Origin of the sequence: Selenomonas sp. AB3002, assembly GCF_000702545.1 — a bacterium.
GTDB classification, from domain to species: domain Bacteria; phylum Bacillota; class Negativicutes; order Selenomonadales; family Selenomonadaceae; genus Selenomonas_B; species Selenomonas_B ruminantium_A.
In genome coordinates, this window is the sequence record NZ_JNIO01000002.1 from 331634 (window position 1) to 357749 (window position 26116).

A 26116-nucleotide genomic window follows, 5' to 3' on the forward strand; every position below is an offset into this window, starting at 1 on the left:
ATTCTCATTTATCAGCACTCCCAGCTTGTCCATAATATTTTCAACCAAGATCATGCCTGATTTATCTTCTATCAAGAATTGGAAATACATTTCTACAACAAGCGCACATCTGCTGAACGGGCCAACAAACGCATAAAGATTGACGGGCTGCTGGAAGAAGGACGCCATCACTCTTCCATGATGTGGTATATTCGGTTATTCGCCATAATATCCGTCATACACGTAAACGCCTGGCGCAAGCGTGCTTGAACCCTGAAAAAATTACTTTTTCAAGGGCTGGTGTTTTCTGCGCCAATTTTCCCATACGCTTTCAAGCTATGGTATTCCAGCTTTGTGTAAAAGCATTTCCCATCACCTCAATACCAAAGACCACCCATTCTCATTTAGATTGCCGAGCTTTCTAATTCACATATATCCTAGAGCTTGCCAAAATTCTCTTAGTAGATACAATAGGCAAGTCCTTTTTAGTCAGATAATTATTGCACTGATTTTTCAAACGCTCCTAATAGGAAATCATAAGCTCTGCTTGGTTTAGAAAAGAAATAGAAGGTTTCACCTTAGAATGATTAACATGATTAGAGAACACTTCATCCCCAAGTAGTCTATACAGATTCGTTATTTTATCTTGTTTATCCTGCTCGTTATAATAGTATATGTTAACTCTGTCTGCGTTCATTATGATGTCAGTTAAGATATACTTATCACTTATAGCTAATGAATGTCCAATTATATACACATTCACTCCATTAATAACATCTCCATTAAACAGAACTGTTCTATCAGGAGAATTTGCATTTTCATACAACCACGTGCTATATACATATCCATAATTATATAAGATTCGTTGAACATTCTTAAAGAATAAATTTACACTATCATTACAAAAATCATTTATTTTATCCAAAGATGGATTTTCCACACCGAGGATGATTTTTTCATCATCGAGATTACCGTTTATATAATTGACATTAGCAGCACTCGCATAATATCTTTGTACTGTATCCGTATAATTAAAACTTAAAATGCTATCAATACTTACACTGTCACATCCATCTGTATTTATTTTGAAAATTGTTTTGGGATTTTCACAAAAGGTCTTTCTAACAAATAAAAAATAAAGTTTCAATGACTCCGAAAACTGTTCCAACTCACAAAACAGATTTTCAAAAATCTTTCGCTTCAATAATTCCTCCGGAGTATTAGAATGGGACATTTTTTTAACAATGCTGCGAACATCAAATTGGATTGTAGTATAGTTATCAAGATGCTCGTAGTAAGGAAGACTCATGGATAAGTATGAAACTTGAGTACCAGTATATTTCTGAGATTCAATATAACGTATAAATCTCAATATTTCAGTCTCAATATCAATCCAATTAAACTCTTTTGTAAAAGACTGCTTATATGCATAGACATACAGACAATATCGCACCCACGTGTTATCATTGAAATTCGATAGTTTACCGTCTTTTCCAAATGCCTGCTCAATATCTGCTTTGTTCGCTTCAAAGATTTCAACAACCTTTTGGTTAGATTTTACCTTTCGTGCCAAATCGTACAGGATACGTGCGTCATTTTCCCACGGATTATATTCTCCTTGCCAGACACGATTTTTTCTCCAGTCATGCCATTCTATAATACATAGTGTTAAAAACTCCAAAAAATCACTATATCTCGTCGGCAATCCGTGAGCTAAATCAAAACCATTTCCTACTACGAGTAAGTTCAAAATCTATTCCTCCCCATAAATTTCAGTACACATCACTCCTGGAATCGCTTGCGAGATATTGCGTCATAACAGACAAGGCTTATATATGTTCCTCCATCGGCGTATTGTGTATTATCAGACACGGATACTTTCTACGGTACTGGTTCACTTCGTTTGTACGCATTCTTATCGTTCTTGAATGGTAGATAATTCTCCACTGAACAGAATATCCCTTCAATATAGGCTTCAAGTGCCTGTCCGTTACCTCCAGCTGTTCAAAAGCATCCTTTATGTGACTCCCTTTTAATTCAATCAAGTAGGCAGTCTTTTTTGTTTCATTAAGCAGAAGAAAATCAGTACGCTTCGTGTCTCTGCAAACCTTAGGAATGACTTCACCGTCTATCTTGATATGATTAATGTAGTCCCTGTCGTTGTTAATAGCTCTGTGTTCACAGTGATTTTCCTTAGAAACGTATATGGGATTAGTATGCTTATCTTCAGCGAAGCTGACCAATTCCTCGTACTTCTTAGGCCATATCTCACTCATCGTTTCCACACTCCAAGGCGAATATTTCATCAGCAAGACGGTTGATTCGGTCAGAGGCACCATCAATCATCTCATTGCGAATCAAGCCCGTTTCTTCATCCATGGCATCTGTTATATTTCCATTATCGACGAAATAAGCAGCAAATTCTTTGCGGTTGAGCAACTGTAAACCGATAAGTCCGTTATCCTCTAAGAGATCCGTAACGTTCGCGCCCTTATCTGCCAAGCGCTTAATATCCAACAAGTTATTCATCGCTCCAAGGATATATGGGCTATGTGTCGTAACTAAGCATTCATTCTCCCCACGCAATGCCAAAGCGATATACTCAGCAATTTCCTTTTGCGAATCTGGATATAAATGCGCTTCTGGTTCTTCAATTATGAACATGGTTGGTTGCTTCTCTCTCAAATAATAATATATCAAATTGAGAATCCACAACACTTCTTGCTGCCCCGAAGAAGCAAAATCAAGCGGTATCGGCCTATCGGAAGCGGATTTGAACAGCTCTATTCCTTCCTCACCGTTAATATTGACATAACGTCCTTTCAGGATACGCCCCATGTATTCCCTTACAAATCGCATAAACCCAAAGTGTTTGCTATCTATTTTTGCAACCTCATTGTATAGCTGTTGCTCTAATAGCTGTGGCTTAATTTGTAGCACTCGTTCCGTATAATCCCTCATGCAATAATCAAGCGTATCTTTTTGTTTGTCATCCATGACTGCCAAGATATAGTTCAATTGATGCGTTAACAACGATGTAAAGCTACGGCCAGCAGGAAGATAAACTATCTTGCTATTATCAGCAAACAGTTCTTGTAATTCCCGCCGAATATCATCTTTATTCGTATTTCTGTAATCAAAGTCACGATATTTTTCCAACACACTAATAATCGAAGGGCTAAATGTTATCAACGAGCTTGTATCCTCAACCAATCGAACCTCGATTTTAATATTTGGTGCATATTCATAAGATAAGTACGTTCCTCGTTTTATGGACATATAGTTACCCAAGATACGATTCAACTTCCTTAATAAATACCACCTTGCGTTAATTTCTGGAACAGGGTCTGCCCATCCTATCAAAAATGATTTATAAAGCTCGTCTTTTACAGTGCGAAAGAAAAAAATCGCCTTGGCTATCGTGCTTTTTCCTGCTGCTTGAGGACCATCTAATACCATCATTCTATTCAGCAGGATGTCACAATCTTCAATTGGGCCTAAGTTATGTATACGTAGTCTTGGACTAAAGGACATCTTATGCATCTCCTTTCGTCTGTTCCTTCAAATACACCATAGCAGCTGATTCATCTTGCTCAATGGCTATTTCCACAGCTCTTGTTGCAGCTTTAAGCAGTAATTCGCTCTGCTCTCTCAGAACAAAAGATTCACTAATAAGTTTAGCAATCTTATCCTGTATATCATATCTTATAATAGGGATAGAGAGTTCAGACACTTCCTCCAGGTTCAAATTTGTTTGCAAACCTTGTCGCGAATATTTACCAATTATCAATTTACCGATAGATGAATTGAAATATTGAACAAGATATTGTCGCTTTATTTTCTCTTCAGAGAACCTTAAAATAGCAACCGCTTGATTTATATTTGCTTCAAAATCATGATCAAAGATGCCACATCTTCCAACAGTCCCTGCAATAGAAAATAGCACATCATTTTTCTTTAGTTTCGTTCGCTTTAGAAGATTATTATGTATACCTGGCGTGATATATATAAAATTCTTCGTATCAATACGACTATTTACAATATCAACTGCCCGAACGAAGGGTATTCCACTATTTCCATCTGTATAATACCTTGAATCTCCCGCCTTGGGTGTTGACCCACTACAAACAGGATATTTAATCAAGTCTTTTATCTTTATTTGTGGAAATTTGGAAAGTTTTTCTTCAATCTCATCATACTTTGGTTGATAATACTCTGCATCCATACGCCCACTCTTGTCAATTTGTGAGAAATTTTTGATACTGGTATTATCCGTTGAAAATGTATAATTATCAAGATTGAGTGTAGAAAGAAGGAGTGATTCAGCAGATTGATATACTTCCTGTGATTTAGTAATCAGTTCATGCAACCTATCCATGACACCTTGAACATGATTGGTAAATACTTCTCCGAACACAGGCACGAGTAGTTGTTCCATATCTTCGAGCAAAAAACCTGTTTGTGCTGTACCACGCCTAAACTTTTGAATTTGATTTTGCCCATATTTCGATTTAAGGAACACGTTGACAAAAAAAGACCGGCAAGCCTTATCTTTTGGACGTATTATTGCCAACTTACAACTGCAAGTGGCTTTTCTATTTGTGTATACCATGGAAGTATTCCCAATAATTGCCCCAACTATAGATAACAATATGTCATTCTTTTGCAAATGCGAACGTTCCATGTTCTGCTGATAATAATACTTTTCACTAATACAGATAGGCGAAGCACTTTCAATAAAGGTATTATAGATGTCCTGCCCACGATAATATGGAATTCCTTCTTCTCTAAAGTCATCAGATACGGACATATGATTTCCATCCGATACATAGAATTTCTCTGTTATCGGTTGTGTATGATAGCTTTTCATTCTATCTGATATTTGCAGATTTTCTTTAGAATAAAACTCTGAATCTATTCTTGTTGTGCGCTCCAATGCACTCAACGATATCTCGCTACACTCCAGCCCGTCCATCAACCGTTGATACTTCTCAGCATCAAACGGTTGCGGGCTCAGGCGAAAAAACTCAGTTTTTCCTTCTTGGCAAACTCGACAAATGCTTCAGCAATGCCATCTTGTGTCAATCCGTCATGATTGTAAAGGTCGTGCTTCACAATCAGATGGCCATGAGAATCAAGTACAGGCTTTCCGTCTCTTGCCTCGTAAATCTTATCACCAGAGTTATCCTTGCTTGGCTCCTGCATGGTAGCGAAGAAAATCGGGTAGTCATCCTTCTTCGGGCAGAGTTCATCATCCCACTTCTGCACGAACAGAACCGAGGTCTTTGTTCCCGTATGAGGTTTGAACACATTGCCATGAAGTCCAACCACAGCTAAGATACGACATTCCTTGGCGATGAAATCACGAATATGTTTGTCGCTACTATTGTTGAATCTCCCCTGTGGCAAAACGATAGCCATACGTCCGCCAGGTTTCAACATATTCAAATTACGCTCAATAAAGAGAATATCACGCCCAACCTTCGACTGCTGCTTACCTTTTGCGTTCTTGCCAAGCTCATACTTAGCAACAATACGGCTCTCCTTGATATCCCCTGCAAAAGGTGGATTCGCCATAAGAACATCAAACTGATAAAACTGGTCGCTATCCTTGTCCCGGCGCAGTTTCCTCAGCTTCTTCCAACCTTCGTTATAAATATCTATCCAGTCTTCATTCTTCACTTCTTCCAGCCAACGGTCAAAATCTATGCTATTGAGCTTTATAACGTTTGTCTTGCCATCTCCTGCAATCAAATTCAACATGCGAGAGACACGAACGCAATTTTTGTCAAAATCAATCGCGAAGACGTGCTTGTTGACATAATCGGTACATTCAAGAGGCTTCTTCTCCGACGTAAACAAATGGCTCTGCTCCATGCCTTTTTCTTCCAGAATCTTTCTCCAGACGTAGAAAATGGTATGAATCGGAAAGCCGCAACTGCCAGCCGCAGTGTCAATCATGTATTCCTGTGCCGTAGGATTGAGCATACGGACGCACATATCAATGACATAACGCGGCGTGAAATACTGCCCCTTCTCACCTTTCTGACTCTTGCTCATAAGATATTCAAAGGCATCGTCCACCACATCCAAATTAGAGTTGAACAGCTTCACGTCTTGGAGGCTCGCTACACAAACAGACAGATGAGAACCATTCAATGCAATTTTTTCTTCACTTGGAAAAACACCTTCCCATGTGTCCTTAGCGGCATCAAAAAGCGTTTGAATCTTCTCCTTGAGTTCTGTCTCGGTATAGCCATAGTTGCGGAATTGAAGGTTACGCTCCTCATCACGGCCACTCTGCAGTTCATCGTAGAGCTTCGTGAAAATCAGCTTGAACACTTCCTCGAAAACATCCACGCCTGCATTGGCGAGAACTTCATCCTCCATTTCGAGAATCAGATCTTTGAGAGATTTGCGCTCCGTTACAAGTTTATCCTTGGCAATAAGGGTAGCAATCGTCCAACGTTCATGCAGGATATCAGCTAAGGTTTCGGCTGCACTTGGGAGATTAGGTATATCCTCAAAATAGTTAGGGTCCTTGCGGTTATAGTAGGATATCTTATTGCCATTCGTCCATACACCAATTGGCGCACCTGTAGCATTGCAATAAGATTTGAGCTGCTCCTTACCGTCCTTTAGTGTCGGTTCCTTGCACTCGATAATGATATATGGCGTATTGGGGCGGTCTTTATCCATGATTGCAATATCCGCACGTTTCTTATCCCTGCCGATATTGACCACATATTCTACTTGTATACGTGAAAGGGGATACGCATAGGTCTCCTGAAGCTCGTCCAGATAAAGCTGACGTACAATTTCCTCTGGCGTGAGCTTGATATCCTTCTGACGAACAGGGCAGGTTACATAGAGTGCCTCCTTGCCCTTGACCGTCTGGGTTGTCGTGCGGGCAAGAAGTGCCGCCTTTTGACTATCGGAAAAACGCTCCATGTCGTATTTAGAACCACTGATAATATCATCTAATGTCACGGTTAACACATCCTTTGCGGTTTACCATTTGAATGCCGTTCCTTCGTTCATATTTGTAGATAAAGTATAGCACGAATATGGTTCTTCTATCAACGAAAGCTCAAATACGACTGTAAAACGCTACAAGCATTTCCTTACAATATATTCTTGTCAATCTGAGACTTTTTGATTAAGATAGTATGTAAGATAATATATAAGATAACTCAAACTTCGCACAAGAGAAACAGGCCAGCACCTATGTGCGGTGTAGAGCCATGACTCCTAGAAAGTCTGCCTCATGCACAGCGTTTCAAACACTTGTTCCATAAATTCGGCAGATTTTCCAAGAACAAATCGAGCATCATGTCCAGTTCCTTTTCCATAAAAAACGTCTTTCCCTTTACCGTAGCAATAAGTTCTTTCAAGAGCAACACCAAGGCATCGAGATAACGCAGATCCTGCAATTCGTCATAAGCGAGATAGAATAGCTCACCTATGCTCCGTTTATCGACATTCCGGCGCTGCTCTAGTGACAACATCATATACCTTGCAAATACAACGGATACATGTGATGTCATTGCATCATAAGACAGAGCGTGGCTTTCTTTCCCAAGTTTCAGGAATGACTTGCATATCTTGAAGAAAACCTCGATATTCCAGCGCTTTCCATAAGTCTGGATGATGTCTTCCTCAGACAAACAGGTATCTGTGGATACCAAGATTAGATAGTCCTTGGGGTTGCTTCTGTTCCTAACGAAAACGAGTTTGACTGGCAGAGTTTTTCCTTCCTTTACCACCGCCGCCTCTACTGAAAGCAGATACTTTGAGCAACCAGGACGCTTTTTAGACTGGCGAAAGATTGCCATTACACTCTTCATGCGTTCGTCATGAAGGAAATGACTGTTTTCAGACTTTTTTACCATAGCAATGGCATCGAAGCCGAGTTCCTTGACTTGAACAAGGGAAGACGGTGAACAGAACCAGGTGTCAAAAAGAACGTAGCGGGCTGGAATCTCCATAGATTTTGCCTCAGCCAAGAGCTTCTGCATAACAACGGTAGCCTTAGTCTGTGCCAGCTTGCGCTGTTTCCCGCCGTTGCTACGCGAGTCGATCTTATCCGAAGACTCCTGCAGCCGATTGACACGATTGGCAGATGAAAGCAGACAGTGGCTGAGTGGCAGAAACGAATTCCCATCACTCCAGCCGAGAGTCAGCATGCGGAACCCCCGCGTATACTTGTGCTCGACGTGGTCAAACACCTTGGCAAGCAGCTCCACATTCTTGGAACGTGCCCTGCTTAACAAGGAGTCATCGATGATAAGCACGTTGCGCCGGTTTTCATTGGTAAGAGGTACAATTTTTTGAATGATGGATTTACCAAGCTGCAGAGTGAATTTGCGCCAGTTGACACAACTGGAATTCATGAAACGGTAAAAGGTATCTTTAGCAAAGGGAATAACAGATGAATCCATCTTTTCCTGCTGATAAAAGGACTTGTTGCGAAAGGCATTCTCGAACGCAACCTTAAACACATTGCTTACAGAGAAACCGCGAACCTTATAGGCATTGCAGGCCTTGAGTATCTTGCCAACATGGAATTCTTCCAGGAAACAAGATATTTTTGAAGAAAGTTGTTCACCAAAGATATGATTCTGTGATACAATGTTCATGGCATAAGCCCTCCGTTTATGTTATGATTGCTGTCACTTTCATTATACAAAACGGAGAGAGCTTATGCTATTTTTTTAGGAAATGGTACAAGTCGAATAATTTGGCAGTTTCACAACTGCGAAGTTTGAGTAAGATAATAAGGAGTGTCAGCCATGGAATATAGCCCTCCCTACACCATAATGTAAATTAGAAAACTCAAAACCCTCTATTTGTCTGCCTTGAGCCATGGCACATTATTCAATGTGCCCCCACATTTTATGGCAAAATACTGCTGCGAATGAGTATCACCCATCTCAGTTTGATGTTTCACATGTACAATAGTACTTGAAAGAAGGTGAACATCATGCTGAGATTGCCTGAAATCGGCTCCCACGCTACCTATAGGCAGCTCCTCTCCCAACGCATTCACAACAGTCGCCTCAAGCGCTTCGACAAGAAGAATCGCAAGCTGGCAGTCAGCCTCCTGGCTCTTGACCTTTCACTGGTTGACGAGATTATGCGACCCTTTTTACTCAGAGGAAGGTCGTCCTGCATGGCTGCCTTCCTCTATGCTGCGTTCCTACTTGCTTTCCATCTGGCTTAAGTCTACTTCTCTTGTTGACTGGGCCGAACGCCTGCGCTCTGATGAGTCTATGGCCATACTGTCAGGCTTTTCACCCGACCATACACCGTCCTTCGGCGCTTTTTATGACTTCTTCCATCGCCTATGGCCAGGAGGCAACAATTTCTTGTCTAACCTACGCTACCGCAGGAAGAAACCGCCTAAAGGAAAGAGCAATGGCGAAAAGTCTCCGTCCTTCGACAAAGATCATGCTGCCACCGTCATCAAGTATTTTGATGGACACAGCGCCGGAGGTATCCTCATGACCAAACTGCACATCATCGGTGAAATCTACAACAGGGTATTCCTGGCCGGTTCGATTCACAAAAATCTTCTGGATGTCAAGAAACTGGTTCTGGCCAGTGACGGCACTCCAGTGCAGGTTTCTAACCGTGAGCGAAGCCATTCGATGTGCGATTGCTATAAAAAGGGCATCGACAGTTGCCACCACAAGCGCTGGTTCTCCCAGCCAGATGCCAATTGGGGCTAGGATTCGTCCAGGAATTTCTTTTTCTATGGTTATAACCTCTATCTCTTCACGGATGCTAACTCCAGATTGCCTGTCTTCCCTATTCTGGAGCGTGCATCCCGCCATGATCTTCCTGCCATGCTGCACAGACTTGCCTGCATCAAGGCGTTCTTCGCAGACTGGAATATTTCCGTTTTGATCCTTGATTCCGCACACGATGCAACTGCTGTGTACGAGATGTGCAACAAAAGCAGCATAACGCCCTTCATAGACTTGAATCTTCGTGGCACCAAATCAGCTGAGGAGAAGGGATATACAATAAGTGATAAAGGTGTGCCAATCTGTCCTCTTGGACTTCCCCTGAAACCTGATGGCACTGATAAGAAACGGCACAGAGCCAAATATATTTGTCCGAAGACAAAATACGCAGAAAGGCTATGCTTGTGCGACAAGCGCTGTACCAAATCCACTTATGGCCGTGTTGTGCATATAAGTCTTAAGGATAATCCACGGCTGTTCTGCGATCCTCCACGCGGTTCACCTCAATGGAAGCAAATCTACAACAAGCGCACATCTGCTGAACGGGCCAACAAACGCATAAAGATTGACGGGCTACTGGAAGAAGGACGCCATCACTCTTCCATGATGTGGTATATTAGGTTATTCGCCATAATATCCGTCATCCACGTAGATGCCTGGCGTAAGCGTGCTTGAACCCTGAAAAAAATATTTTTTCAAGGACTGGTGTTTTCTGCGCCAATTTTCCCATACGCTTTCAAGCTACGGTATTCCAGCTTTGTGTAAAAGCATTTCCCATCACCTCAACACCAACAGCTACCCATTCTCATTTAGACTGTCGACTTTTCTAATTCACATCATATCCTTTACCATCTACTAAATGCAGGAAGGATAGTGGCCAGCCATAGCTTTTCCCGGATCTCCTTTGACGCAGCCGTTCCTCCTTCACGTATGGTCTGTTGTTTTTATCCTTGCTGATTGTTAATTCGTAAGTAATTGGCCGGGCATTTTGATTTTCTTTGTAGTATATCTCAAAGTGTATCGAATCTGCTTCCCCTTGCGAGATCAATTGATCAAAACCACCACGGTTTTTTACATCGCATGCCGTTTCCACGTCACTAGATATGCAATCGGAAATAAAGCCAAAGGCATCAGCTATCGTGCTTTTCCCATTCCCGCCGGGGCCAATGATGGCCACCATATTGCCCAATTCCGCTGCATTGCGGTCACTGAATAGTTTTCCCATCTTGATATCTTTCAAAGAGCCGTAATTTTTTATTGCGATTCCCAATATTTTCCCCATATACTGTTTCTCCTATATTTAACAGCATTTTCGCTATTTAAAATCCACTGTTTGCAACTGTATCACTCTTGAAGATTATTTTACAATATTTTGTATGACTATTCAATAATTTATCCATCCCAACATATCACAAAAAGGCCCCGGCAGATGCCGGAGCCTTGGGAAATCCAATCTAAACTCAGATGGTGTAGATACGGATGGAGTTGGTGTTGCCTTCGCTGGTCTTGATGCCGCTGGTGATGATGGTGCAGTCGCCGCGCTTCACATAGTCATGCTTCACAGCTGCTGAAGTGGCGCCGCTGGTCATCTCGTTCACATCGCTCCACTGGTTGCCCAGGATGGGATATACGCCCCAACGCAGGTTCAGCTGGCGGACAGCACGCTCGTCCGGAGTGTAGGCCACGATAGCTGCCTTCGGACGGTACTTGGAAATGACCTCAGCAGTGTAGCCACTCTCGGTCGGAGCGATGATGGCTGCTGCATCCAGCTCGTAAGCCATCTGCACAGTAGCGTGAGCCACAGCACGGGTACGGCTCTGGAGATGCTCGAAGCCGCGCTCCATGAAGAGATCCTTGTACTCAAGGGAGCTCTCAATGCGGGTAGCAATGCGGTTCATGGTGGAAACAGCCTCTACCGGATAGTCGCCGGAAGCAGTCTCGCCGGAGAGCATGATGGCATCGGTGCCGTCCAGGATAGCGTTGCCAACGTCGGAGACCTCTGCACGGGTCGGACGGGGGTTGCGCTCCATGGAGTCAAGCATCTGGGTAGCAACGATAACGGGCTTGCCAGCCTTGTTGCACTTCTTGATGATCTCTTTCTGGATCAGAGGCACATCCTCAGCGGGAACCTCAACACCCAGGTCGCCACGGGCAACCATGATGCCGTCGGAAACCTCAAGAATCTTGTCGAAGTTCTTCACGCCCTCAAGGTTCTCGATCTTGGGGATGATCTGCATGTGGCCATTGTTCTCCTCGATGAGCTTGCGGATAGCCAGCACATCCTCGGGACGCTGGATGAAGGAAGCAGCCACGAAGTCCATATCCTGCTGGCAGCCGAAGACGATGTCCTTGGCATCCTGCTCGGAGATGGGAGGCAGGCCCAGGGAAACGCCAGGAGCAGCTACGCGCTTCTTGGTGCTCATCTTGCCGCTGTTCTGGATGGTGGTGACAATGTCCTTGCCCTTGATCTCGTCCACCTTCAAAGCCACGAGGCCATCGGAAAGGAGCAGGGTATCGCCGGGCTTAACTTCAGTGTAGAGCCCCTTATGGTTTACGGAAACATGAGTCTCGTCGCCAGGGATGTCTTCGAAGGTCAAAGTGAACTTGTTGCCCTTCTCCAGCATAACCTTGCCGTCCTTGAACTCACCAAGGCGCATCTCAGGGCCCTTAGTGTCAAGGATCAGGGAAATCACCTTGCCGGCCTTTTTGGCAGCTTCACGCACCATGTTGATGCGGCCCAGATGCTCCTGATGGTCGCCATGGGAGAAGTTGAAACGGGCGCAGTTCATGCCGTTCTCAATGAGCTGCTCGATGATGCCCGGCTTCTCCGTAGAAGGTCCCTGGGTGCAGATGATTTTCGTCTTCTTTAACATGTGTTAACCCCCACCTTAAATAAAACATAATATATAGACGGGCACTGCCGTGGAAAGCCGCTTGCTTTCCTGATTCCATGGCGTCGCTTCGTAGTGCCCTGTCTCGGCCTTAATCATGGATGGGAACATTTCCCCACCTCTTTTGCAAGAACTATTCTACACGTTTTAGCCCCATAAGTAAAACATTTTCAAGGGTTTTGGGCTGAAAAAAATATTTTCAGAAAAAACTTTTTTCTTATGCAAATTGCTTCAAATTTATTGCTTTGATTCATGGCAAAAAGTGACCGTCATCAGTAAAAATTATGCTGAAATCGAACAGCCAGATGTCATGTCCCAAAATTGTCATTCAGCCTTCATTTCCTCAGCCACCTTATGCATGGCCTGAAGCATGAGCATGATGGTCGTAGCCCCCGGGTCCTGATGGCCAATGCTGCGCTCGCCTATATAAGCAGCCCTGCCCCTGCTGGCCTGGATGGTCTTGGTATACTCCACCCCATCCTTCGCCGCCTCGGCTCCTGCTGCCAGGATTTCCTGGAAGGATTTCCCCGCCTCCAGCGCCTCCTGCATAGCCCTGCCCGCAGGGAAAAGCGCATCCAACATGGTCTTGTCACCCTCTGCGCTCATGCCCAGTTGGGAAACTCCCACAGCCCCGGCCTCAAAACTGGCCACCCAGTCCGCTGGCTCCATGGAAGTCTTGCCGCGGTTCGCCATGCCCGCCCTCAGATAAAAGGTACCAAAAAGCGGTCCGGCCGAGCCGCCAATCTCGCTGATGCAGCTCATCCCCACCTGATGGAGGATGGCACCCATGTCATCCCTGGTCTCTCCCAGTTCCGGCAGAAGCTTCAGCATCATGCGTGAAGCCCTGGCCATATTGGTGCCGTGATCTCCGTCGCCTATGGCATTGTCAAGGCGGTTCAGCACTGTTTCATGCTCCATGATGACTCTGCTGACCTCTTCCAGGGCCGCAATCATATATTCTTTCCCTGTCATGCAGCCACCTCCTAACGCCTGATAACTGGTGTCACCGCTGCAGCATCATAAAGAGCCTTCAAGTGCGGATCTACCCGCATGAGGCTGATGGAAAAACCTCCCATTTCCATAGAAGTCATGTAATTGCCTATCATAGTATCGTAAACCACTATGCCCTGCTCGGCCAGATACTGATGAACAAACTCATTGACCACATAAAGCTCCATGATGGGAGTTCCTCCCAGGCCGTTGATGAGAACCACCACTTCGCTGTTCTCATAATTGCAGTCAAGAAGGATCAGCTCCAGCATCTGACGGGCGGTGTCGCGGGCGCTCATCATGGGGCACCGCATGACCCCGGGTTCTCCGTGCAGCCCCATGCCAATCTCCATCTCCAGTTCCCCCAGCTCAAAGCTGGGCTCGCCATCTGCAGGAATTACGCAGGGCCGGCAGGCAACTCCCACGGTACGAAGCCCGGAAGCAGCCCACTTGGCGGTTTCCTTCACACCATATAGATCTGTTCCCATCTCCGCTTCGGCCCCGGCAATTTTCATTACCAGTACCACTCCCGCCAGGCCACGCTGACCTACAGACTTGCTCTTCTGGGTAGCCACATCATCAGCCACAATGACGGACTCCACGGCAATGCCCTCCATTTGGGCCATTTCCATGGCCATGCGGAAGTTCAGCAGATCTCCCGTATAATTCACAATCAGGCAAAGAACTCCTGCATTCGTCCGTACCGCCCTGATGCCCTTCAAAATCATGTCAGGGGTGGGAGAAGAAAAAATCTTGCCCGGAACCCCGGCATCCAGCATGCCAAAGCCTACGAAGCCGCCAGGAGCCGGCTCATGCCCGCTGCCACAGCCAAAAACCAGTGCCACCTTGTCCTTCTTGAGATTCTGCCGTACAAGGACATTGCTGCCAGGCAGCTGGCGGAGAAGGCCCGGCTTTGACAGAGCCAGCCCCCTGGTAATCTCCGCCTCCAGATTCTCCGGCCCATTGATGAATTTTTTCACAGTCTCACCTCTTTACCTGTCCTCAACAGAACTCCGATGGCAAACAATTCTCAAAAATAAAGGAAAAAAGAGGCAGGAACCAACAAGCCCCTTCGTTTGCACTTATTCGTGCTAAGGCCCGTTATTTCCTGCCTGCAAAAGTTTATTTTCTTAATGCTTCCTTAAATCACTCGCTGAGTTTCTTGATATCCCTGGCTTCTTCCACCCGCTGGGCAATGACCTCCAGAGAGGATCCCATCTTGGCTTCCACAGCGGCCAGCACTGCGCCTTCGGCCACAGGTCCGTCTATCAGCTTGATGCGGCGGTCTTCCATGGCCTCTATGACCATCTCTGCCGTCATGACGGCACTGCCCATATCCATAAGGATAGCTACGCCTTCATCAGAGTAGACCTCATCCACCGCCCTGCTGATCTTCTCAAAGCTGGTGCCAAGGCCACCGTCCTCCATGCCGCCTGCCGCCACAATGGGAGCATCCTTATCCGCCATCATCTTGGCAATCTCCACCACACCCTCAGCAAGCTTTTGGCTGTGGGACACAATCACAATCCCCACCATAGTATTACCTCCTGTATATCTGCTGCCTGTATTGCTATGTATGGAACTATTTATCAGAGTGTAGCTTCAAAAACCTGCAGCAGGAGCAGGGAGGATGTGGCCCCCGGATCCTGATGGCCCAGGCTGCGCTCCCCCAGATAACTGGCCCTGCCCTTGGTAGCTATGATGTCCTTGGTATGCACCAGGCCTTCCTCAGCTGCGTCTACAGCCTTGCCCAAAGCCTCCTTAAGGTCAGCGCCGCCACCCAAGGCTTCAGTGAGAGCCCGCTCGGCAGGGCAAAGAGCATCCAGCATGGTCTTCTCACCCTCTTCGGACTTGCCCCGCTGCTTGATGCCTGCCACAGCAGCAGAGAAGGCTGCCAGGAACTCTTTCCCGCCGATCTCAGCCATGCCCTTGCAGGCCATGCCAGCCTTCATGAAAGCAGTGCCATAGAGAGGCCCGGAAGCTCCTCCCACCGTGGAAACCAAAGTCATGCCAGTTACCTTGAGGATAGCCCCCACATCCTTATCAGCAAAAGAAGGCATTTTCTCCTTCACAGCAGCAAACCCGCGAGCCAGATTGATGCCATGATCCCCATCACCGATCTCATTATCCAGTTCCGTGAGGAAATCCTTCTGCTCCTGGACTTTCTCAGCCATAGCCCCGAGAATCTCACACATCTTCTTATTATCGATCATAAACCTCATCCCCTAGTGATTATTTCATACAGGAGGTAACCCAAGCAATTCAAACTTCAGCCCATGGATGGGCGTCCCGCAGCCGTTGGCTTTCATGGATGAAAGGCAAGGCTGCGTTTTCTTTTGGTTCGTTTTCTTTGCGCCAAAGAAAATGAACAACCGAAACCTTACTTATGAAGCGCAGCCGTATCAGCCGGAGCCTCATACAACTTCTTCATCTCATCATCCAACTTAAGCAGAGTGAGGGAGAACCCTGCCATCTCAATGGAAGTCATATAGTTCCCCATCATAGTATCATAGACCTTGACACCCTTTTCCTGCAGGTAATCCTGCACGAAATTGTTCACGATGCAGAGCTCCATCAAGGGCGTAGCCCCCATGCCATTCACCATGAGCACCACTTCACTGCCTTTGAAGTCGATATCCTCCAGAATCTTGTCCAAGAGCTGCTTGGCAATCTCATCAGCCTGCTGGAGCTTCTCCCGATGGGTGCCCGGCTCCCCGTGGATGCCGATGCCGATTTCCATTTCCTCATCTGTGAGGGTAAATCCCGGCTTGCCAGCTGCCGGCACAGTGCAGGGAGTTATGGCCATGCCCATGGTGCGGACATTAGCTATGACCTTCTCAGCCACAGCCTTCACTTCCTCCAGGCTGGCCCCTTCCTCTGCCTTGGCCCCGGCAATCTTATGCACCAGGATAGTGCCTGCTACGCCGCGGCGCCCAGTAGTATAAAGGCTGTCCTTCACCGCCACATCATCATTGACTACCACATAATCGGCCTTGATATCCTCATCCTTAGCCATGTCGATAGCCATTTCAAAATTCATCACGTCACCCGTGTAGTTCTTCACCACGCAGAGCACGCCCTCATCAGTGGCCACAGCCTTGATGCCCTCCAGGATCTGGTCAGGAGTAGGAGAAGTGAAGACCGCGCCAGCCACAGCCGCATCCAGCATGCCGGTGCCCACGAAGCCGCCATGAGCAGGCTCATGTCCGCTGCCGCCACCAGAAACCAGTGCCACCTTGCCCTCTTTCTTGGGCTGGCGCACCACCACATTGCCTGAGTCCAGCTTGCGAAGCTTCTCCGGCCTGGACTTCACCAGTCCAAGCACCATCTGCTCCTCGACTTTTTCCACTGCGTTGATGATTTTTTTCATGATGTGACCTCCAATACAAAACGAAATGTCAGAATTGTTGTTACACCCATGTAATAGTATAGCAGTAATGTTCAGAAAAAACAAGGATTAATTACGATAAATCGTATCAGAATACGCCATAATAAGAAAGCAAATCTCATGCATTTTTCTATTTTCCCCTAATGTCAGCGTGTGCCGAATTGCTGCGCCCAATAATGCTTATACTTGCTATCCGGCCTGTAAACATAGGCCACCCCCAGCAGCTTGTAGCGCGGATTCAGGATATTAGCTCTGTGCCCCGGCGAATTCATCCAGCCCTGCACCGCCTCAGCCGGTGTAAGCTGTCCCCCCGCCAGGTTTTCGCCATATTTCCGGAATCTGCTGAAATACGAGAAAGGCATGACGCTGCTGCAATATTTGCCATTTGGCCGCACATGTGCAAACTTGCGCGTAGCCTCCTCCGCCCTGATTTCCGCATAGCCCGCCAGTTCTTCATCCAATTTCAGTGGCGCCAGCCCGGCTTGCTTCCGCTCCGCATTGCAAAGTTCCAGTACCTGCCTGGCATACTGACTGGCAGCCGTGTCAGTCCTTTCGGCCTGACTGCCAGTCACCTCACACTGCAATTGCCGCACTAAAGGAAGCGCCCCATTCCCCCGAGGAAAAATGACATGCACCAGCACCTTACCAGGCTTGCGCAGGCGCACAATATACTCGCCCTTCTCTTGAAGGATCTCCGCAATTTCCGGGTCACTCACAGCAAAACGGGCCTGCCGCCCAGGATAGGACAGCACCGCCCCTGCGGGACGGGTCATTTTCTCTCGCTCTGGCACCTCCTTTGCTGCATCATGTAAAGCGTCCTTCATGCTGAATGATGGTTCATAGGCAGCCTCTCCCGAGCCTGGCAAGGACACGAACCACACACAAAAGGCTGCCGCCAGTATCACCATTTTTACGCTTTTGGCTTCCAAACACATATCTAATTCTCCTTGAGGTACGTACCATCTATTTTGCAAAATTCTTTCAAATTATTTTATCATCTACGATTTCTTTCCGCAAGAAAAAGGCACAAGCCCCAATAAGGAACTTGCGCCTTTGATCAAGCCATTGGCTATCTTACTTGCTCATAGCTTCCTGCACAGCCACAGCCACGGCCACGGTCATGCCGACCATGGGGTTGTTGCCTGCGCCGATGAGGCCCATCATGTCAACATGAGCCGGCACGGAGGAGGAACCTGCGAACTGAGCATCGCCATGCATACGGCCCATGGTGTCGGTCATGCCGTAAGAAGCAGGGCCGGCAGCCATGTTGTCCGGATGGAGAGTACGACCAGTGCCGCCGCCGGAAGCAACGGAGAAGTACTTCTTGCCGTTCTCGATGCAGTCCTTCTTGTAGCAGCCAGCCACAGGATGCTGGAAGCGGGTGGGGTTGGTGGAGTTGCCGGTGATGGAGATATCAACGTTCTCCAGCTTCATGATGGCAACACCTTCCTGTACGGACTCAGCGCCGTAGCAGCGAACCTTGGCACGGAGGCCGTCGCTGTAAGCTACTTCCTTCACGATGTTGACCTTGTCAGCCTTGAAGTCATACTCGGTCTCCACGAAGGTGAAGCCGTTGATGCGGCTGATGATCTGGGCAGCATCCTTGCCCAGGCCATTCAGGACAGCCTTTCCCATAGCATCAAAAATCTGCTGCTTGCTTTCCATAATTCAAATCTACCATAACATAGTACATCATAAAAGCCTCTCGAGCAAACTTTTAATGTCTTTTGGCGAAAAAACGTGCTTAAGCATTATGTCGTTAAATTTTTCAGGTTCATAAACACTCAAATATTCCCCAATCACTTTTACATAACGTATAAGCTTTTCTTTTGAATCGTCTTGCATTCTAGTGCTAAAATTATTTTCACTTATTTTATGTGTAATCGAACAACAATCCATTAGTGCTAAGTCATAATCCCCCATAGCTATATGACGTTCTATCGCTTTAATCTCCAATTCACAAATTACATCGTCGACATAATCTTTCCATTTGTTCTGGGGAACATTACTCCTCAAATAATTAGAGCGCGCCATCGCTAAAGAACCGCCAGAGCCATAATAATCCAATCTACTCATCTCGATATCAAAATTGCTTACAGCATCCTTCCAATAACAATTGAAATCCAGTTTCTTTGTCTTTATTGGGCCATTAAAAACATTAAACATATTTCTATACTTCTCAACGATATTATTCTTCAATTTATTCATTTCATTTAATGCATCCTGCTTTATCTGCAAATTTGTCTTTTCGCTTAACAATTCTTCATTTTTATTTTTAAGCTTAATAATATCTTCATTCATACTTTCAGTATTAACAACCACATCAACATATGCCGTAACTTTTATTTCAGAATCAGACAACAGTTCTACATCAAACTTTTTATCAATCACCTTGATTATCTTAGTTGCTACCACAGTTACTTCATCATCTGTCAGTTGCATATTATGTGTCTTAGAATAGGAATTCACTAACACCCCAGCCTGTTCTGCTGCCTGCCGCATAGCATCTTGCAAGGCGTTTTGCTTAGCGTCGTTTAATGACTCTGATGCACCAGCAATATACATACCCGTGGCACTTATTAATTTTTCAGCAGCAAGTGCAGGTGCCGTAAGCAAAGATATAACCATTAGTACGAAGATAAAAATTTTCTTCATGATAATTTTCTCCTCTTTAGGGCCTACTCAACATATCATAACCTAATCCATTTACCATTGCCATCTTCACGAATAAGCATAGGAAGCATCAATGAAAATAGTTGAGAATTTTCCATATCTCTTTCAGTCATCCTTGCTCTTTTAGAATACAATATTGCGGGTTCCATTTGATCTATCCTCAATATTAAATCATCCATAGATACAGGAATTTGTTCAAAAGAGAATCCGCCCTCTTGGGCATCCACAAGAAAGCGAACCGTCTTTCCAGGCTGAATTATCTGACGATTGGTATTCTGAAAAGTTTTGCATCTTTTGTATCCTATAATATTTTCAACAGAGTTATATCCCACTGTAATATGAAATCCACCAACTGATTTATCCGAACATCCTTGAACAATTTCAAGGAACGCACCATTGGTCCTGTCACTTGCTTTCCCTTCATTGTTTTTTATCCTATACTCTTGAAACTCACGATGAGCCACATGAGAACCAATCCATGCAAATATACAGTCTGTATGTATTTCATGTTCTTTTATACAAATTAGCGATAAAACGCCTTCATCACAACTTGCTATGATAAACTCTATATCATTTATATTTCCTTCCATATGTATAGCATAAGCCATATCTACTAATTCTTTTGTGGAAAACCGCCTCTTTTTATACAATCTATTAAACAATTTTGAAGCCAGATATATATTATTACCAGCAAAAGAAATACTAATTTCTGGACAAACCAGCGTAGTCTTAACTATGCCATACTTTCTAATAAGTTCCATCTGTTCAAGTGAAAATGATGCACCTGCAAAACTATCCAATTCGATTTTCGTATCACAATGAATATCTAATGAGTTATCCCCTTTTTCAGCGTACACAAAACTCATGATATCTCCCTTTTCTAAACAAAGCATTGAAGCAATAACTTTTCACACTCTTATTTATCTCTCACCTATACTTCTAACCCCTTTAAGTCTCGCAAAAACAGTATAAACCCACGAAAACTATCCATATCCTTCGTATCCTCAATCCTATTTATCAAAGAATCCAAATATTCCCCATTTGCCACAATCCCTGGGCTACCTTTTCTGTACTTTCTTCCTGTGGATAGTTTAAGCATGCATTGCAGATAGCTATAGTGGTAGATTGAGACTGTTTCCTCATAATCCTCAGGACACATCATTATTTCCGGATCGTCCTTGGAAACATCATAAAAAGATGCATATTTTCTAAAATTTTCATCCATCTCTTTAGGAAACATCTCCCTATTGCCTAAGAGCCATGTCTCAAAACATCTGCTTATAGGCAATAGCCTATAGTCAATATCCAATCCACTGCTGATGAAAATATTATCGAATACTGAACGCACACCGCTTATTTTTCCCTCTGACCAATCATCAACATCATATAGGACAACTATGCAATCAGGTCGAGTATCTGCTTCTGAAAACATGTTCAGCTTATTTATGAGCACATTCCTTATATTCGGATAGCCATATCCGCTTTCTATCAGATAGGAATTATCAGATAAATCATCAGCAGTATATACCTGCTTGTATTTAGGCAGGCATTTCTCCAACCATGGAGGCAGCACCTTCATAAAAGATTTTTGGTCTTCGAGCAGAAAATATAGCTTCATGCCGATTGCCTCTTTAAGTAGTTTATCAGTTCAAAGAAACTTTCTCTTTGCATTTTACCCAGCCCCAGTTCCTCAGCTCTCCTGCACTCAATTACACTATCCTTCTGCGATACAATCAACCAGCTTTTAACAGGTATCTGATTGATTATATAAGGATGATGACTTGTCAGCATGAACTGAACATTTTTCTCTATGGATTGCTGTCTTATACGCTCCACTACTTCATCCAGGCAGTTCACCCCTAGACTATTCTCTAATTCATCAAACATTATCAACGCGTTAGACTCACAGAAATGTATACAGGACAAAACATATATCGTACGCATTATCCCGCTGGAAATGTCCGGCTGTAAAATCAAGTTTCCATTCTGCCTTATGCTTAAATAATATTTGCCATCATCGCTTGCAATCTGATTGATATGCACTTCTTCTATCTCAGGAAATATTTCCTGCAGGTCTTCTAAAAAATCATCATATCTATCTGGAAGTGTATTCTTTACAATATAAATCAGCAAAGATATAGGGAATTTATTCTGTACCGCGTAGTGCCATCTTATAGGTCTTTCATTTTTCCTGGCATCTTGAATTATTTTCTTGATTTGCTCCAACAATTCAGTGGACACAGGATTAAAGGCAACATTTTGATTATATAAAGTCATAGCTCCCCTCATATCATCAACAATAGCATTGAAAGGCACATTCTCTCGAAATATATAGATTGCACTTTGTAATTTAGGTACTTGAGGCAAATTTTCGTAACCATCTATATTGATTCTGTTATCCTGCCGCTTTATAATGTCTTTTTTTCCTTGCAATTCATGCAACACTTCATAACAAATGGGACAAGCAGAAGAATCCTCTGCAGCAAACACATTTTCTTCCTTTGTCCTAAGTTCCCACAGATATTCCTTTAGTTTCTTACCACCAGACAGCCTGTCTTCTATGCTGAAACTCATTCTTATACTGCAATGCTCTTTAATGCTGTGCCCCATGGATATTGCCAGAATGAATTGAGAAATAACACGCAAAATGGTTGTTTTCCCTGCAGCAGATGCCCCTACCAGCATATTAAGCCTGTTAAAATTCACATGGCTTATCTTCTGCCCGCTGGTCCTGTTTTCGTATTCAATCCAATTTATATACATAACCTGCTCCTTATGTCCATGAACCGCACATTTTGCAAAATTGTCTTAATTTATTTTACCACTTTCGTTATTTCCGCACAAGAAAAAGGCGCCAGCCCCAAAGGAGCTTGCGCCTTCTATTTTGCCTAAAAGCTATTCTTACTTGCTCATAGCTTCCTGCACAGCCACAGCCACGGCCACGGTCATGCCGACCATGGGGTTGTTGCCTGCGCCGATGAGGCCCATCATGTCAACATGAGCCGGCACGGAGGAGGAACCTGCGAACTGGGCATCGCCATGCATACGGCCCATGGTGTCGGTCATGCCGTAAGAAGCAGGGCCGGCAGCCATGTTGTCCGGATGGAGGGTACGGCCAGTGCCGCCGCCGGAAGCAACGGAGAAGTACTTCTTGCCATTCTCGATGCAATCCTTCTTGTAGCAGCCAGCCACAGGATGCTGGAAGCGGGTGGGGTTGGTGGAGTTGCCGGTGATGGAGATGTCAACGTTCTCCAGCTTCATGATGGCAACGCCTTCCTGTACGGACTCAGCGCCGTAGCAGCGAACCTTGGCACGGAGGCCGTCGCTGTAAGCCACTTCCTTCACGATGTTGACCTTGTCAGCCTTGAAGTCATACTCGGTCTCCACGAAGGTGAAGCCGTTGATGCGGCTGATGATCTGGGCAGCATCCTTGCCCAGGCCGTTCAGGATGACGCGCAGGGGGTTCTTGCGAACCTTGTTGGCGGTCTGAGCGATACCGATAGCGCCCTCTGCAGCTGCGAAGGACTCATGGCCAGCCAGGAATGCGAAGCAGCCAGCTTCCTCGGAGAGGAGCATAGCGCCCAGGTTGCCGTGGCCGAGACCAACCTTGCGGTGGTCAGCAACAGAGCCCGGCACGCAGAAAGCCTGGAGGCCTTCGCCGATAGCCTTGGCAGCGTCAGCAGCAGCCTTGCAGCCCTTCTTGATAGCGATAGCAGCGCCGAGGGTGTAAGCCCACTTAGCGTTCTCGAAAGCGATAGGCTGGAGGCTCTCTACGATCTTGTAGGGGTCAACGCCCTTCTCGTCGCAGATCTTCTTGGCTTCGTCCAGATCCTTGATCTCATATTTCTTGCAAACCTCATTGATGGTGTCAATGCGGCGCTCATAGCCTTCAAATGTTGCCATTGTATTCATTCCTCCTGATTGCTTTTAACTCTTACAGGTATTGTCACGAAGTAGGAAACGCTGATTGAATGAAGTCGTTCAGATTGGTGCAGATCGTTTGTCCTTCCCAAGGCGACAAACCGGAGGCATAGCGGTGCTATGTCGAGGATTTGTCAACGCAGGGAGGGCAGACAAGATGCGCCAAGATGGGCGGCTGAATTAATCAGTGTTTCCTCAGTCTTCGCGCGGGTCGATGGTCTTCACAGCGTCAGCGAAACGGCCCTTGGTGCTGGTGTTGGCCTTGATGGCCTCGTTAGCATCCTGACCCTTGCGGACAGCTTCCATAACCTTGCCAACCTGAACGATCTCGTAGCCGATGATGCGGCCTTCGTTGTCGAGACCGAGCTTCGTGACATAGCCCTCAGCCAGCTCCAGGTAACGGGGACCCTTCTTGAGGGTGCTGTAGAGAGTACCAACCTGGCTGCGGAGGCCCTTGCCCAGGTCATCGAGACCTGCGCCAACCGGCAGACCGTCATCGGAGAAAGCAGTCTGGGTACGGCCATAAGCAATCTGGAGGAACAGCTCACGCATAGCGGTGTTGATGGCATCGCACACCAGGTCAGTGTTCAGAGCCTCGAGGACGGTGAGGCCGGGCAGGATCTCTGCTGCCATAGCAGCGGAGTGAGTCATGCCGGAGCAGCCGATGGTCTCAACGAGAGCTTCCTGGATGATGCCGTCCTTGACATTCAGGGTCAGCTTGCAGGCACCCTGCTGAGGTGCGCACCAGCCCACACCATGGGTGAGGCCGCTAATGTCCTGCACGTTCTTGGACTTAACCCACTTGCCCTCCTCAGGAATCGGAGCGGCGCCGTGGTGCACTTCCTGTGCCACACATGCCATGTTTTCCACTTTTTGTGAATAAGCAATCATTGTTCGTTTCCTCTCTCTCTAAAATACACGTTTGCTGCTATTCAATGCTCCGCCCCTCCCGTCATACGGGAAGGGCAAAGCTCTTGAACTAAAGGAATTAAAGCTCCACCAGGTTCTTGCCCGTCATTTCGGCGGGAATCTCCACCCCTGCCAGGGTAAGGAGAGTGGGAGCGATGTCGCAGAGAGCGCCGTCCTGCACGGACTTCACCCGGTCAGAGACCACGATGAAGGGCACCGGATTGGTGGTGTGCTTGGTGAAGGGCTGGTCGTTCTCATAGTCCATCATCTGGTCTGCGTTGCCGTGGTCGGCAGTGATGCAGACTTCGCCGCCCACCTCGCGGATAGCGTCCACGAAGCGGCCCACGCAGGTGTCCACGGTCTCCACAGCCTTGATGACAGCCGGGAAGACGCCGGTGTGGCCCACCATGTCGCAGTTGGCATAGTTCAGGATGATGAAGTCGTACTTGCCGGACTTGATGGCCTCAACCACCTTGTCCGTAACCTCAACAGCGCTCATCTCAGGCTTCAGGTCATAAGTAGCAACCTTCGGGGAGGGAACCAGGATGCGGTCCTCGCCCTGATAGGGCTCCTCCACGCCGCCGTTGAAGAAGAAAGTGACATGAGCGTACTTCTCCGTCTCGGCAATGCGCAGCTGGGTCATGCCCTTGTCCTGGATAATCTGGCCCAAAGTGTTGTCGATGGACTCCGGCGGGAAAGCCACCAGAGCGTTCATGCCATCCTCATACTGGGAGAAGGTGGCAAACGGAATCTTCAGATTCTCATCGCGCTCAAAGCCATCGAAGGTCTCATCCACGAAGGAGTGGGTGAGCTGGCGGGCGCGGTCGGGGCGGAAGTTGAAGAAGATGGCGCCGTCGCCGTTCTTCATGCCCTGATAGCCTTTGACCACGAAGGGAACCACGAACTCGTCGTTCACATCGTTTGCATAGCTGGCCTTCAAGCCCTCTACAGCGCTGTCAGCGCTGACACCCTCGGCATGGGTAAGAGCCTCATAGGCCTTCACCACACGCTCCCAGCGGTTGTCGCGGTCCATGGCGTAGTAGCGGCCGCTGACAGTGGCAATCATGCCTGCACCGATTTCCTTGCACTTGGCTTCCAGCTCTTCCAGGAAAGGCTGTGCGCTCTGGGGCGGCACATCGCGGCCGTCCAGGAAAGCATGGACATAGACTTCCTCAATGCCATTCTTCTTGGCCAGCTCCAGCAGGGCATAAAGATGATCCTGATGGCTGTGCACGCCGCCGGGAGAAACAAGGCCCATGAGATGCAGGGCGCCCTTCTTCTCCTTCACGCCGTTGACGATGGAGAGGAGAGCTTCATTCTTGAAGAAGTCGCCATTCCTGATGTCGCGGGTGATGCGGGTGAGCTGCTGGTAGATGATGCGGCCGGCGCCGATGTTGGTATGGCCAACCTCGGAGTTGCCCATCTGGCCGTCAGGCAGGCCCACGTACTCGCCGGAAGCCTGCAACTGGCTGGTCTTGTACTTCTCGAAAAGGCCGTCCAGCACAGGGGTCTTGGCTACCTGCACAGCGTTGTTGCTATCGCTCTTGTCGCCCAGGCCGCAACCATCCATGATGATGAGGGCCACAGGTGCATTTTTAAGTTTTGCCATTTTTTGC

The 26116-nt window shown here is 46.4% G+C and carries 23 protein-coding genes and 2 pseudogenes; 3 read left to right on the forward strand and 22 right to left on the reverse strand.

Annotated elements, in window-relative coordinates:
- Positions 1–502 precede the first annotated feature (502 nt).
- The 6 genes from P159_RS0101835 to P159_RS0101860 all read right to left on the reverse strand — a co-directional run bounded on the left by P159_RS0101835 (position 503) and on the right by P159_RS0101860 (position 8618).
- Positions 503–1729, reverse strand: coding sequence for an AbiH family protein (locus P159_RS0101835; RefSeq protein WP_029540888.1), 1227 nt, complete (start codon positions 1727–1729; stop codon positions 503–505).
- Positions 1730–1808: 79 nt separating this feature from the next.
- The gene (locus P159_RS0101840) at positions 1809–2255 is read right to left on the reverse strand and encodes a hypothetical protein (RefSeq protein WP_029540890.1); all 447 of its coding nucleotides are present in this window, start codon (positions 2253–2255) and stop codon (positions 1809–1811) included.
- Positions 2248–3513 (reverse strand): AAA family ATPase, encoded by a 1266-nt coding sequence (locus P159_RS0101845; protein WP_029540891.1) that lies wholly within the window; start codon positions 3511–3513, stop codon positions 2248–2250. Before P159_RS0101845 ends, P159_RS0101840 begins: the two co-directional genes overlap by 8 nt.
- A gap of 1 nt (position 3514) precedes the next feature.
- The gene (locus P159_RS0101850) at positions 3515–4924 is read right to left on the reverse strand and encodes a restriction endonuclease subunit S (protein WP_185753577.1); all 1410 of its coding nucleotides are present in this window, start codon (positions 4922–4924) and stop codon (positions 3515–3517) included.
- 68 nt (positions 4925–4992) lie between these two features.
- Positions 4993–6969 (reverse strand): N-6 DNA methylase, encoded by a 1977-nt coding sequence (locus P159_RS0101855; protein ID WP_029540895.1) that lies wholly within the window; start codon positions 6967–6969, stop codon positions 4993–4995.
- Between the two features lie 275 nt (positions 6970–7244).
- Positions 7245–8618 carry a transposase gene (locus tag P159_RS0101860; protein ID WP_029540897.1) on the reverse strand — a complete coding sequence of 458 codons (1374 nt, stop codon included), beginning with the start codon at positions 8616–8618 and terminating at the stop codon, positions 7245–7247.
- Positions 8619–8962: 344 nt separating this feature from the next.
- Between P159_RS0101860 and P159_RS18230 the strand changes: the two genes are divergently transcribed.
- From P159_RS18230 to P159_RS18240, 3 genes and pseudogenes are all read left to right on the forward strand, one after another.
- A complete protein-coding gene (locus tag P159_RS18230; protein ID WP_037376837.1) occupies positions 8963–9202 on the forward strand; it encodes a hypothetical protein in 240 nt (79 codons plus the stop codon).
- Positions 9168–9710, forward strand: coding sequence for a hypothetical protein (locus P159_RS19775; RefSeq protein ID WP_072004093.1), 543 nt, complete (start codon positions 9168–9170; stop codon positions 9708–9710). Before P159_RS18230 ends, P159_RS19775 begins: the two co-directional genes overlap by 35 nt.
- 30 nt (positions 9711–9740) lie before the next feature.
- A pseudogene (locus tag P159_RS18240) lies at positions 9741–10403 on the forward strand (hypothetical protein); the annotation flags it as partial.
- Positions 10404–10554: 151 nt separating this feature from the next.
- Here P159_RS18240 and P159_RS0101870 read toward each other — a convergent pair.
- The 16 genes and pseudogenes from P159_RS0101870 to gpmI all read right to left on the reverse strand — a co-directional run bounded on the left by P159_RS0101870 (position 10555) and on the right by gpmI (position 26109).
- A complete protein-coding gene (locus tag P159_RS0101870) occupies positions 10555–11010 on the reverse strand; it encodes an AAA family ATPase (protein WP_185753578.1) in 456 nt (151 codons plus the stop codon).
- Positions 11011–11188: 178 nt separating this feature from the next.
- Entirely contained in the window at positions 11189–12601 is a 1413-nt protein-coding gene (gene pyk, locus P159_RS0101875; protein WP_029540903.1) for a pyruvate kinase, read from the reverse strand.
- A 342-nt stretch (positions 12602–12943) separates the two neighbouring features.
- Positions 12944–13591 (reverse strand): dihydroxyacetone kinase subunit DhaL, encoded by a 648-nt coding sequence (gene dhaL, locus P159_RS0101880; protein WP_029540905.1) that lies wholly within the window; start codon positions 13589–13591, stop codon positions 12944–12946.
- Between the two features lie 11 nt (positions 13592–13602).
- Entirely contained in the window at positions 13603–14589 is a 987-nt protein-coding gene (locus P159_RS0101885; RefSeq protein ID WP_029540907.1) for a dihydroxyacetone kinase subunit DhaK, read from the reverse strand.
- A 166-nt stretch (positions 14590–14755) separates the two neighbouring features.
- Positions 14756–15145, reverse strand: a complete 390-nt coding sequence (gene dhaM / locus P159_RS0101890; RefSeq protein ID WP_029540909.1) for a dihydroxyacetone kinase phosphoryl donor subunit DhaM — start codon at positions 15143–15145, stop codon at positions 14756–14758.
- 53 nt (positions 15146–15198) lie between these two features.
- Positions 15199–15822 carry a dihydroxyacetone kinase subunit DhaL gene (gene dhaL / locus P159_RS0101895; protein WP_029540911.1) on the reverse strand — a complete coding sequence of 208 codons (624 nt, stop codon included), beginning with the start codon at positions 15820–15822 and terminating at the stop codon, positions 15199–15201.
- Positions 15823–15989: 167 nt separating this feature from the next.
- Positions 15990–16979: a dihydroxyacetone kinase subunit DhaK gene (gene dhaK / locus P159_RS0101900; protein WP_029540913.1), complete on the reverse strand. Its 990-nt coding sequence runs from the start codon at positions 16977–16979 to the stop codon at positions 15990–15992.
- Positions 16980–17143: 164 nt separating this feature from the next.
- The gene (locus P159_RS19030) at positions 17144–17932 is read right to left on the reverse strand and encodes a CAP domain-containing protein (protein ID WP_051650051.1); all 789 of its coding nucleotides are present in this window, start codon (positions 17930–17932) and stop codon (positions 17144–17146) included.
- Positions 17933–18071: 139 nt separating this feature from the next.
- Positions 18072–18626, reverse strand: a pseudogene (locus tag P159_RS0101910) (GGGtGRT protein); the annotation flags it as partial.
- A 63-nt stretch (positions 18627–18689) separates the two neighbouring features.
- Positions 18690–19652 carry a hypothetical protein gene (locus P159_RS19035; protein ID WP_029540918.1) on the reverse strand — a complete coding sequence of 321 codons (963 nt, stop codon included), beginning with the start codon at positions 19650–19652 and terminating at the stop codon, positions 18690–18692.
- A gap of 35 nt (positions 19653–19687) precedes the next feature.
- Positions 19688–20536 (reverse strand): hypothetical protein, encoded by an 849-nt coding sequence (locus tag P159_RS0101920; protein ID WP_029540920.1) that lies wholly within the window; start codon positions 20534–20536, stop codon positions 19688–19690.
- Positions 20537–20601: 65 nt separating this feature from the next.
- Complete coding sequence (locus P159_RS0101925; protein ID WP_029540922.1) at positions 20602–21288, reverse strand: hypothetical protein; 687 nt, start codon at positions 21286–21288, stop codon at positions 20602–20604.
- Positions 21285–22433 carry an ATP-binding protein gene (locus P159_RS0101930; protein ID WP_029540923.1) on the reverse strand — a complete coding sequence of 383 codons (1149 nt, stop codon included), beginning with the start codon at positions 22431–22433 and terminating at the stop codon, positions 21285–21287. The genes P159_RS0101925 and P159_RS0101930 overlap by 4 nt, the downstream gene beginning before the upstream one ends.
- Before the next feature lie 138 nt (positions 22434–22571).
- Positions 22572–23573 carry a GGGtGRT protein gene (locus P159_RS0101935; protein ID WP_029540924.1) on the reverse strand — a complete coding sequence of 334 codons (1002 nt, stop codon included), beginning with the start codon at positions 23571–23573 and terminating at the stop codon, positions 22572–22574.
- A gap of 213 nt (positions 23574–23786) precedes the next feature.
- On the reverse strand, positions 23787–24479 hold the full coding sequence (locus P159_RS0101940; RefSeq protein WP_029540925.1) for a hypothetical protein: 693 nt from the start codon (positions 24477–24479) through the stop codon (positions 23787–23789).
- Between the two features lie 100 nt (positions 24480–24579).
- Positions 24580–26109, reverse strand: coding sequence for a 2,3-bisphosphoglycerate-independent phosphoglycerate mutase (gpmI, locus tag P159_RS0101945; protein ID WP_029540926.1), 1530 nt, complete (start codon positions 26107–26109; stop codon positions 24580–24582).
- Positions 26110–26116 lie beyond the last annotated feature (7 nt).

What these genes read in the sequence shown, in the direction of transcription:
- P159_RS0101935 (WP_029540924.1), bottom strand. Translation starts at nt 23,573, where the DNA reads ATGGCAACATTTGAAGGCTATGAGCGCCGCATTGACACCATCAATGAG.
- P159_RS0101845 (WP_029540891.1), bottom strand. Translation starts at nt 3,513, where the DNA reads ATGTCCTTTAGTCCAAGACTACGTATACATAACTTAGGCCCAATTGAA.
- pyk (WP_029540903.1), bottom strand. Translation starts at nt 12,601, where the DNA reads ATGTTAAAGAAGACGAAAATCATCTGCACCCAGGGACCTTCTACGGAG.
- P159_RS18230 (WP_037376837.1), top strand. Translation starts at nt 8,963, where the DNA reads ATGCTGAGATTGCCTGAAATCGGCTCCCACGCTACCTATAGGCAGCTC.
- P159_RS0101930 (WP_029540923.1), bottom strand. Translation starts at nt 22,433, where the DNA reads ATGTATATAAATTGGATTGAATACGAAAACAGGACCAGCGGGCAGAAG.
- dhaK (WP_029540913.1), bottom strand. Translation starts at nt 16,979, where the DNA reads ATGAAAAAAATCATCAACGCAGTGGAAAAAGTCGAGGAGCAGATGGTG.
- P159_RS0101920 (WP_029540920.1), bottom strand. Translation starts at nt 20,536, where the DNA reads ATGAGTTTTGTGTACGCTGAAAAAGGGGATAACTCATTAGATATTCAT.
- dhaL (WP_029540911.1), bottom strand. Translation starts at nt 15,822, where the DNA reads ATGATCGATAATAAGAAGATGTGTGAGATTCTCGGGGCTATGGCTGAG.
- dhaL (WP_029540905.1), bottom strand. Translation starts at nt 13,591, where the DNA reads ATGACAGGGAAAGAATATATGATTGCGGCCCTGGAAGAGGTCAGCAGA.
- P159_RS0101860 (WP_029540897.1), bottom strand. Translation starts at nt 8,618, where the DNA reads ATGAACATTGTATCACAGAATCATATCTTTGGTGAACAACTTTCTTCA.
- P159_RS0101870 (WP_185753578.1), bottom strand. Translation starts at nt 11,010, where the DNA reads ATGGGGAAAATATTGGGAATCGCAATAAAAAATTACGGCTCTTTGAAA.
- gpmI (WP_029540926.1), bottom strand. Translation starts at nt 26,109, where the DNA reads ATGGCAAAACTTAAAAATGCACCTGTGGCCCTCATCATCATGGATGGT.
- P159_RS19775 (WP_072004093.1), top strand. Translation starts at nt 9,168, where the DNA reads ATGCTGCGTTCCTACTTGCTTTCCATCTGGCTTAAGTCTACTTCTCTT.
- P159_RS19030 (WP_051650051.1), bottom strand. Translation starts at nt 17,932, where the DNA reads ATGTGTTTGGAAGCCAAAAGCGTAAAAATGGTGATACTGGCGGCAGCC.
- dhaM (WP_029540909.1), bottom strand. Translation starts at nt 15,145, where the DNA reads ATGGTGGGGATTGTGATTGTGTCCCACAGCCAAAAGCTTGCTGAGGGT.
- P159_RS0101925 (WP_029540922.1), bottom strand. Translation starts at nt 21,288, where the DNA reads ATGAAGCTATATTTTCTGCTCGAAGACCAAAAATCTTTTATGAAGGTG.
- P159_RS0101840 (WP_029540890.1), bottom strand. Translation starts at nt 2,255, where the DNA reads ATGAGTGAGATATGGCCTAAGAAGTACGAGGAATTGGTCAGCTTCGCT.
- P159_RS19035 (WP_029540918.1), bottom strand. Translation starts at nt 19,652, where the DNA reads ATGAAGAAAATTTTTATCTTCGTACTAATGGTTATATCTTTGCTTACG.